General features: G+C 41.8%; 8 protein-coding genes. 6 read left to right on the top strand and 2 right to left on the bottom strand.

All coding sequences use genetic code 11. The features are described 5' to 3' along the window. On the top strand, positions 1-595 hold a 595-nt coding region (locus tag AC1D7X_RS23685; protein WP_495476226.1), incomplete at its 5' end, for a TetR/AcrR family transcriptional regulator. A 197-nt stretch (positions 596-792) separates the two neighbouring features. After that, entirely contained in the window at positions 793-1,146 is a 354-nt protein-coding gene (locus AC1D7X_RS23680; protein WP_495476225.1) for a hypothetical protein, read from the top strand. A 70-nt stretch (positions 1,147-1,216) separates the two neighbouring features. Here the strand turns inward: AC1D7X_RS23680 and AC1D7X_RS23675 are convergent, their stop codons facing one another. Then, positions 1,217-1,390, bottom strand: coding sequence for a hypothetical protein (locus AC1D7X_RS23675; protein WP_495476224.1), 174 nt, complete (start codon positions 1,388-1,390; stop codon positions 1,217-1,219). 185 nt (positions 1,391-1,575) lie between these two features. On the opposite strand from AC1D7X_RS23675, the gene AC1D7X_RS23670 reads away from it, so the two are divergent. The 4 genes from AC1D7X_RS23670 to AC1D7X_RS23655 all read left to right on the top strand — a co-directional run bounded on the left by AC1D7X_RS23670 (position 1,576) and on the right by AC1D7X_RS23655 (position 6,244). Then, positions 1,576-2,862 carry a GntP family permease gene (locus AC1D7X_RS23670; RefSeq protein WP_495458570.1) on the top strand — a complete coding sequence of 429 codons (1,287 nt, stop codon included), beginning with the start codon at positions 1,576-1,578 and terminating at the stop codon, positions 2,860-2,862. Positions 2,863-2,905: 43 nt separating this feature from the next. Beyond that, entirely contained in the window at positions 2,906-3,682 is a 777-nt protein-coding gene (locus AC1D7X_RS23665; RefSeq protein ID WP_495458571.1) for a 3-hydroxybutyrate dehydrogenase, read from the top strand. A gap of 181 nt (positions 3,683-3,863) precedes the next feature. Continuing rightward, positions 3,864-4,709 carry an SDR family NAD(P)-dependent oxidoreductase gene (locus tag AC1D7X_RS23660; RefSeq protein ID WP_495476223.1) on the top strand — a complete coding sequence of 282 codons (846 nt, stop codon included), beginning with the start codon at positions 3,864-3,866 and terminating at the stop codon, positions 4,707-4,709. Further along, positions 4,706-6,244 (top strand): AMP-binding protein, encoded by a 1,539-nt coding sequence (locus AC1D7X_RS23655; RefSeq protein WP_495476222.1) that lies wholly within the window; start codon positions 4,706-4,708, stop codon positions 6,242-6,244. Before AC1D7X_RS23660 ends, AC1D7X_RS23655 begins: the two co-directional genes overlap by 4 nt. A 50-nt stretch (positions 6,245-6,294) precedes the next feature. Here the strand turns inward: AC1D7X_RS23655 and AC1D7X_RS23650 are convergent, their stop codons facing one another. Then, positions 6,295-7,932 (bottom strand): response regulator transcription factor, encoded by a 1,638-nt coding sequence (locus tag AC1D7X_RS23650; RefSeq protein WP_495476221.1) that lies wholly within the window; start codon positions 7,930-7,932, stop codon positions 6,295-6,297. Positions 7,933-7,939: the final 7 nt, after the last annotated feature.

Here is a 7,939-nt window from a genome sequence, read left to right as displayed (position 1 = left end):
ACGATTGGCAGACCGGCTTGGGATTCAGGCTCCCTCACTGTACTGGTACTTCAAGAGCAAGCAGAATCTCTACCAGCGTCTTGCCAACCAGGTATCGAAAACGATTCTGGAGGAGTTCCACTCTGAAGGGGACTGGAAGGAGCAGCTGACGGGGCTTGCAGTAACGGTACGGAGTGTGCTCAACCGGTATCCCTGCTCCACGCAACTTATGATGATGACGCTACCCCACGAACCGGACATTATCCGATTCACCAACCGTATGCTACTCTGCGTGGAATCAACGCCACTTGAGCAAGAGCAGAAAATGCAAGTGATTACTACGCTTGTGAACTATGTCTACTACTTCGTCCTAGACGATTATCAGCATGAGCGCAATGTCTCCGCTATTCTTAAGGAGGATGCGGGAGCAGATCCGGGTGAGGAGATGATTGGACTTCTGGACTCTATGAGCGAGACGGATTCGGGACTGTTCCGGAGGATGTTCACGAACGGGCTGTTCGAGCTGATGGGGACCGACCGAGCGTTTGAGTTCGGACTGAAGCTGATTCTGTTGGGTATTGAGCAAGTGATAAAGGAACAGGAGCAAGAGAAGTAGAATGTAAAAACCGTTTTTTCGGCTATTGGATGGTTCGCATTCGAGAGCCGCTTGATCTGAAGCGTTTGATCCTGGAAATGGCATATAGAATCGCAAAACAGCTTTTTGCCTGATAAGAGTAAACATATCTACGATGGGGAGGGAACCCTTATTCCGGGGAAGCCTTAACGCTTTATTACTGGGACAAAAGAAAATCCTTGAAGGACGCTCAGTGGCTGCAGATGCGCTGTTATTCTATCGGATTAAATATCACCATTCAGCCGATCCTCGTCGCTGACTACTTTTCGACGGACGTGGACCAACAGGCGGATATGCTTCTCATCAGCGAATCGCTCGAGGACGATACGGAGTGGGGATACCTACGATTATTTAAAGATGAGTCGAGCTTCCTGCACCGGTTTTTCAATCATGAGCAACATGCATGGCTAGGAAAGTACTTCCGCAAGTTCGTGCAACTTCCTTCACCGGAAGCGCGGGGTGAGGTCATCGATCAGATTGAGCAGAGAATGAGGGACGAGAACTGGATCTTGTGTGGTTATCACCTTAAATAAAGTATCCAAGTTTCATTCGGCGCTCAAAGGGGCTACGCAGGACTCCTTCGGCTGGGTCGATTTCTCGAAATTATGGATCAAACAATTCCCCCGTTAGTTGAGATAAGGCAGCCAATAATGGCTGCCTTATTTCAAGAAGTTGAACAGAGTCGACCAAGAGTAAAATAGCTGTCAGCCCATTCGAATATTTGGATGCAGCTTGACCAATCCCATCTCCATTCCTCCCTAGTAAGAAACAAACCAAAACTTCACCTTTTATGTAATGGAGGCTGGAGAGTTCCCTCCTGTAATCTCCGCCATCCGGTTAGATAATCTGCTTAGTAATTCACCGCCTTCTTCTCAATATTATTTCGAATAAATAGTGAGACCTGAGGAGATAATTTGGATATGGTTTATAGGTTTATTTTAAATGAATAGAGGCGGTTATATTTGTTGAGTATCATTGTTGGTTTGGTGTTATTAATGGCTCTAGCCTATTTTGGATGGTCGATTATTTGGGTAGCACCATTGGCAGCAGCCGTTGTAGCGATCATGAGTGGATTAGATTTTTTTGACATGTATACTCTGACCTATATGGATGGGTTGGTTGATTTCGTTAGGAAGTGGTTCCCTATATTCTTGTTGGGAGCAGTATTTGGTAAGTTAATGGAAGAAACCGGAGCAGCAAGTTCTGTTGCTAAGAAGGTAACCCAGCTCATAGGTAAAAAAAGAGCCATCCTGGGAGTAATCATTGCTTCAGCTTTATTGACGTACGGTGGGGTTAGTCTATTTGTAGTCGTCTTTGCTATTTATCCCATTGCACTGCAATTATTTCGTGAAGCCAACATTACGAGAAAATTACTCGTACCAGCATTTGCACTGGGAGCCTTTACCTTTACAATGACATCCGTGCCAGGTACACCACAAATACAAAATTTAATACCAATGGAGTATTTCCATACTTCCCCTACATCTGGGTTCCTTATTGGGATTGTAAGTACATTGATTATGGCAGTTGGCGGGTATCTCTGGTTAGCTTACAGAGCGAAGAGGCTTTCTGCAAAAGGTGATGTATATACAGAGCCTAAAAATGAATCTGCAAAGGATGCAAAGGAAGAAGATCATGTTCCTAACTGGATATTATCTATCATTCCGCTTGTCGTTGTAGTTGTGTTTCTGAACATTGTTAAATTAGAAGCTATATATGCTCTATTACTTGGAGTATTAAGTATTATGATTATTAATTTCAAAGATTATAAAAAGTTCGTGTTCTCTATTAATGAGGGCGGAAAAGGCTCGGTTATGGCAATTCTGAATACAAGTGCTGCTGTTGGTTTTGGGGCTGTTATAGCCGTGGTACCTGCTTTTGATCATATCACGACTTGGTTACTGAATATTTCAAGTAATCCATTAATTGCTGAGGGTCTATCCGTACAAATTATGTCAATCATTACGGGTTCTGCTTCAGGTGGTATGGGAATTGCACTTAGTACACTTGGCGATACTTTTTACAACGTTGCTCAAGAAACAGGAATTAGTCCGGATGCTTTACATAGAATAGCCGCTGTTGCTTCTGGTGCGTCAATATTCCCTAATAACGGTGCTCTATTAACGCTAATAGCTGTTACAGGACTATCTCATAAAGAAACATATAAAGATGTGTTTGTTGTTGCTTTTCTCATACCTACGATTGCATTAATAGTTAGCGTCATTATGGGTATTATAGGTCTAGTCTAAATGCAGCACGAGTGCAAGTGAAAATAATAAGGAGGAATTTTACATGGTTAACGATAAAGTTGTCATTATTACAGGTTCTGCTCGAGGTATTGGATTTGAGATTGGTAAAGAATTTGCTGCAAATGGAGCCAAAGTCGTTCTATCTGACATTAATGAAGAACAGGTTAAGGAATCGGCTAAGTCTCTTGGACAATTAGGTTTTGAAGCTATAGGCATTAAAGCCGATGTTACAAAAGAGGAAGACATCGAAAATTTAGTCAAAGTTGCGAAAGAAACGTACGGTACAGTAGATATTGTCATTAATAATGCTGGTTTACAATTCGTGTCTCCAATTGAGGAATTTCCAACAGCAAAATTTGAAATGATGCACAAAATTATGCTGATTGCACCGTTCATTATGATTAAAAACGTGTTCCCATTGATGAAGGAGCAAGGATTCGGTCGCATTATTAATGTTGCTTCGATTAATGGTTTAGTCGGATTCGCAGGAAAAGCGGCATATAATAGCGCTAAACACGGTGTAATTGGTTTAACAAAAGTGGCTGCATTGGAAGGTGCGGAACATGGTATTACCGTTAATGCATTATGTCCAGGATATGTAGATACACCACTTGTTCGTGGACAAATGGCAGATCTAGCTAAGACTCGTAATGTACCCCTTGAAGATGTGCTAGCAGAAGTTCTTCTTCCCTTGGTTCCTCAAAAGAAATTGTTAGAAGTTAGTGAAATTGCTGATTATGCTTTGTTCTTAGCAAGTGATAAGGCTCGAAGTGTCACAGGTCAAGCTGTTGTCATTGACGGTGGCTATACAGCTCAATAATAACTTTGATAAGGGCGCCTCCTCGGTGTCCTTATTTTTTTGCGTTAAGGGTATCAAACGGATAAAGAGAGTTGTATATGACCCCGTATTCAAGTCCGCGTATAGAGGGATTTACCTCCTCCCTGTCGAAAAAATGAGGAGTTGCCTGTGACGCTGATGATCAGGCAAGAAGGGAGCCATCATGTCTACGTACAGATTCTTTGAATCGTTCCTCTTTCCACCGCCATTGTTCAATGAGCACAAGTTGGAGCATCAATTGGAGGGGAAGACCGTTCTTATTACGGGCGCTAGCTCGGGTATTGGAGAGCAACTTGCATATTTATTAGCTGATATAAAGGTTCATTTAATCCTAGTGGCAAGGCGAGAAGACAAGCTTGTAGCTATGAAAGGTGTAATAGAGTCAAGAGCTGCTCAAGTTAGCGTGTTCTCAGCCGATCTACGAAATGAGGATGAATTGAATGGATTGGTTCACTTTCTTCATGGACTACCGGATGGGCTCGATATTGTTGTAAGCAATGCGGGACATTCCATTAAACGGTCGATTCATCATTCCTTGGATCGTTATCATGATGTTACGCGTACGATGGCGATTAACTTTTCGGCACCTGTTCAATTGCTTTTGTCGACGATTCCTCTTCTTGAGCAGAAGCAAGGGCATATCATCAACGTCTCGACAGTCAACGTTTTGTTGTGCCCGCTCCCCGAATGGGCAGCATATCAGGCATCCAAGGCAGCCTTCGACACGTGGTTTCTGTCGGTTGCTCAAGAACTGAACATGACGGGAATTTCCACGACTTCTATATACCTTCCCTTAGTTAGAACACCTATGATCTTGCCAACGACCTCTTATCAGAAGCTGCCCGCAATGTCCCCACAGCATGTTGCAAGAATCATAGGGAAGTCTCTCTATACCCATAAGAAAACCTACAAGCCTTGGTGGTTAATTTGTGGACAGTTGGCTTCCATTCTCTTCAGAGGTTACTTCGAATTCTCGTTGCCGCGAAGACTAAGAAAAGGGGAGAGATGATAGTGAGGATCTATAAGCTTCTCTATATTCTTTTTAAAATCAGACTGTTATCGCCCCTAGCCTTGTTTCGTCTGGCTGCTGCAATTTACATAAATGGAATCAATCTGATAACCCTTCTTCATTTCTCGGCTAAAACTTACGGAGACGCAGTCGCCCTTGTAGATGAGCAAGAAACGCTAACTTATAACCAACTCTTCGTGCAATCGAAAGAGCTTTCGGTATCTTTACGCGAAAGCTACCAGCTTGGGAGCGGAAAGAAAGTCGGCCTGATATGCAAAAATCACGCTTCATTAATAAAGACTATCTTTGCGGTTTCTGCAACGGGAGCGGATATATATCTGCTAAATGCCGAAATGAGTGAGATCCAGCTGAATGGTATTCTTGAGCATCATCATTTTGACCTCTTGGTTGTCGATGAGGAACGAAGCCATCTTCAAGAGCATTGTACACATACACAAGCGGTACTAATGAGTTATCATCATACGGCTCCAGCGATTAACAACATGACCCCTGCAACCTATAGCAGCAAACAGAAACGACGTAAGGCTACAGGGAAGCTAGTCCTTATGACGGGGGGAACCACTGGTCGTGCCAAGGAAGCGGTGCATAAGCCCTCGCTTTTCAATTATTTAGACCCATTCTACGATTTCCTTATTCGATTAAAGATCCTCAATTATGATACTGCGTATATTGCAACGCCCATCTATCACGGTTATGGTGTAGCGGTATTGCTTTTATTCAGCGCCTTAGGGAAAAAAGTGATTGTACGCCGTGGGTTTAATGCAGAAATGGCATGCGACCTGATTCGCGAGCATCAAGTGGAAGTTATAACGGTTGTACCACTCATGTTGCGTAGAATGTTACGAACGAATGTGAGTGATTTGAAATCACTAACTTGTATTGCTTCAGGGGGTGCTGAACTCAGTCCAAAGCTTACCCAAGAGACATTAAGTGAGTTGGGTGAGGTACTTTACAATTTATATGGGACGTCGGAAGCGGGCCTAAACATGATAGCAACACCACAAGATTTGTCCCATTCCGCAGGTACAATTGGAAGAAAGATTAAGGGTGTCGACCTCCAAATACTAGATGAGTACAAGAACGAAGTTAAGCTCGGAACAATCGGCCAATTCTGTATAAAAAACAGGTGGTCTATGAGAAACGGAGTGCAAACTTGGATCGAAACAGGTGATCTAGGTTACCAGGACGAGAAGGGCTATTACTATCTCTCTGGAAGGGAAGACAGTATGATTGTTTCTGCGGGTGAAAATGTGTATCCTCTAGAAGTAGAGCAGGTGCTTCTCACGCATCCCCAAGTAGAGGATGCGGGCGTGATAGGGGTTAGTGATGAGCATTATGGAGAGCGATTGAAAGCTTTTGTCCTTCTTAAACAGGACGTCGAAACGAATACAGAGGAGCTCATGGAATGGCTACGTCCTCGACTGGCAAGATTTCAGCTACCCAAGGAAATTGTTCTTGTCGACGATTTACCGTATACCTCATTAGGTAAACTGAATAGAAAGCTACTTAGATAGAGTCTTATCCGTTAAGTACATTAAAGTATGAAGGCTACCCCCTGTCATCTTTAAAGGACGACAACGTCGTTTCTTCTTGTTAAGCAGGATTGTATTGTTGTTTCTTTTTTATATTCGTTAGGAGGAAGGCCTACCTCTTGTTTGAAAAGTTTCGAAAAATAGGAGTAGTTGTTATATCCAACTTTGTTCGCGACGGTATATACAGACATACTCGTTGTTTCCAATAAATGCTTCGCAGCTGCGATTCGGACTTGGATGACATAGCTGCCTAATGAAACACCTGTCTCTCTCTTGAATATCCTTGCCAGATAATCAGGATTGAGATAGACAATTTCAGCCAAATCATTTCGTGTCAGATTATCTCCGTAATGCGAATGAATGTATTGTTTTATTTCTTCTGTGATGGAATTTGGTTGTGCTGCGAAATCCCGGTATTTCATTGCTGTATTTATTAAATATTCAAGGTATTCTTCCATATCCTCAATAGAATTTAAAGAATGCATAAATAATTTATCATTGGCTGTGCCGGAGTACAATTTGTGTGACCGTATTCCTTTCATGTTGAGAAACGAATACACAAGCTGAACTACATCTAATCGGAACAAGCTAAGAACGGAGGTTTCTAGTGATTTATTGTTAAGCATAACTTTTAAATATTGTGTGACTTCTTCAAGAAAAGCGGCAAGTTTATTTTGGTTAAGCAGTTCCTCTAAATGGGCAAGATCCGGTGGAATGTATACCGTTTTATTTTGACAGAGGTATGTTTCCACCAAAAAGGTTTGATTTCTGCATTTAGTAATATCTTCATCCATAAGAAGTGATTGTTTTAAAGTATTGCTGACATTATTTAGTTTGTCGTATAAACCGATATTGCAGCAGACGTCACATTTTAAATAAGGATTCGCCTTTTGAATAAATGAAGAACACAATTCTTTAAGTACTTGAGAGTCCGGTGCATGATTCCATTTTAATATGGCTATCCAGTTGTAATCTTTATATTCCAGAATACTCTCGATGGTAAAACAAGGATTCTGAAACAATTCGCACAGTACATTAACTAGGGCAAAATCATAAAGTCCCTTTTCTTCTTTACCCATACTACCATTATAGGGAAATAAGTTGAATATCAAAGGCTGTAGTGTATCGTTCATTTGATAGGACAGGTTTTGTTCTTCAATGGCATGAGTGATGTCTGCCGGTTTAATCGGGAATGATGTACTACCACTAACCAGCCTGCGCCAAAAATGCTCGAGATTTTTCGACTGATTTTTTTTCCAAAAGTATCCTCCTTGTATGGCTTTCTCGTTACTTTGTTGCTCCTTTGCCTGTATAACAGCCTTTTGAATGATAAGCATCAGCTTATCAAATTCGATAGGTTTGAGAAAATATTCAAAGCTTTGCAATTCAATCGCTTTCTGTGCATAGTTGAAATCTGCGTAATTGGTAAGGAGAATAGTCTGAATACTATAATTCCCCTCCCGTATCCACGCTAGAAGTTCGAGCCCGCTACCTTGAGGCATTTCAATATCTGAAATAAGAATTTGTATAGAATGGTTTTCTATGAGTTCACGTGCTTGAGCGACATTATTAGCGGTATAAACTGTTTCAATGTTTAGTAATTCCCAATCTATTTTCTTTTGCAATGCGGATACAACATAAAAGTCATCATCAACAAGCAGTACATTCATAAGTCGC

Source organism: Paenibacillus sp. Y568 (assembly GCF_059445545.1).
This window is presented reverse-complemented; position numbering and strand designations above follow the sequence as displayed.

What these genes read in the sequence shown, in the direction of transcription:
- AC1D7X_RS23660 (WP_495476223.1), top strand. Translation starts at nt 3,864, where the DNA reads ATGTCTACGTACAGATTCTTTGAATCGTTCCTCTTTCCACCGCCATTG.
- AC1D7X_RS23655 (WP_495476222.1), top strand. Translation starts at nt 4,706, where the DNA reads ATGATAGTGAGGATCTATAAGCTTCTCTATATTCTTTTTAAAATCAGA.
- AC1D7X_RS23665 (WP_495458571.1), top strand. Translation starts at nt 2,906, where the DNA reads ATGGTTAACGATAAAGTTGTCATTATTACAGGTTCTGCTCGAGGTATT.
- AC1D7X_RS23650 (WP_495476221.1), bottom strand. Translation starts at nt 7,932, where the DNA reads ATGAATGTACTGCTTGTTGATGATGACTTTTATGTTGTATCCGCATTG.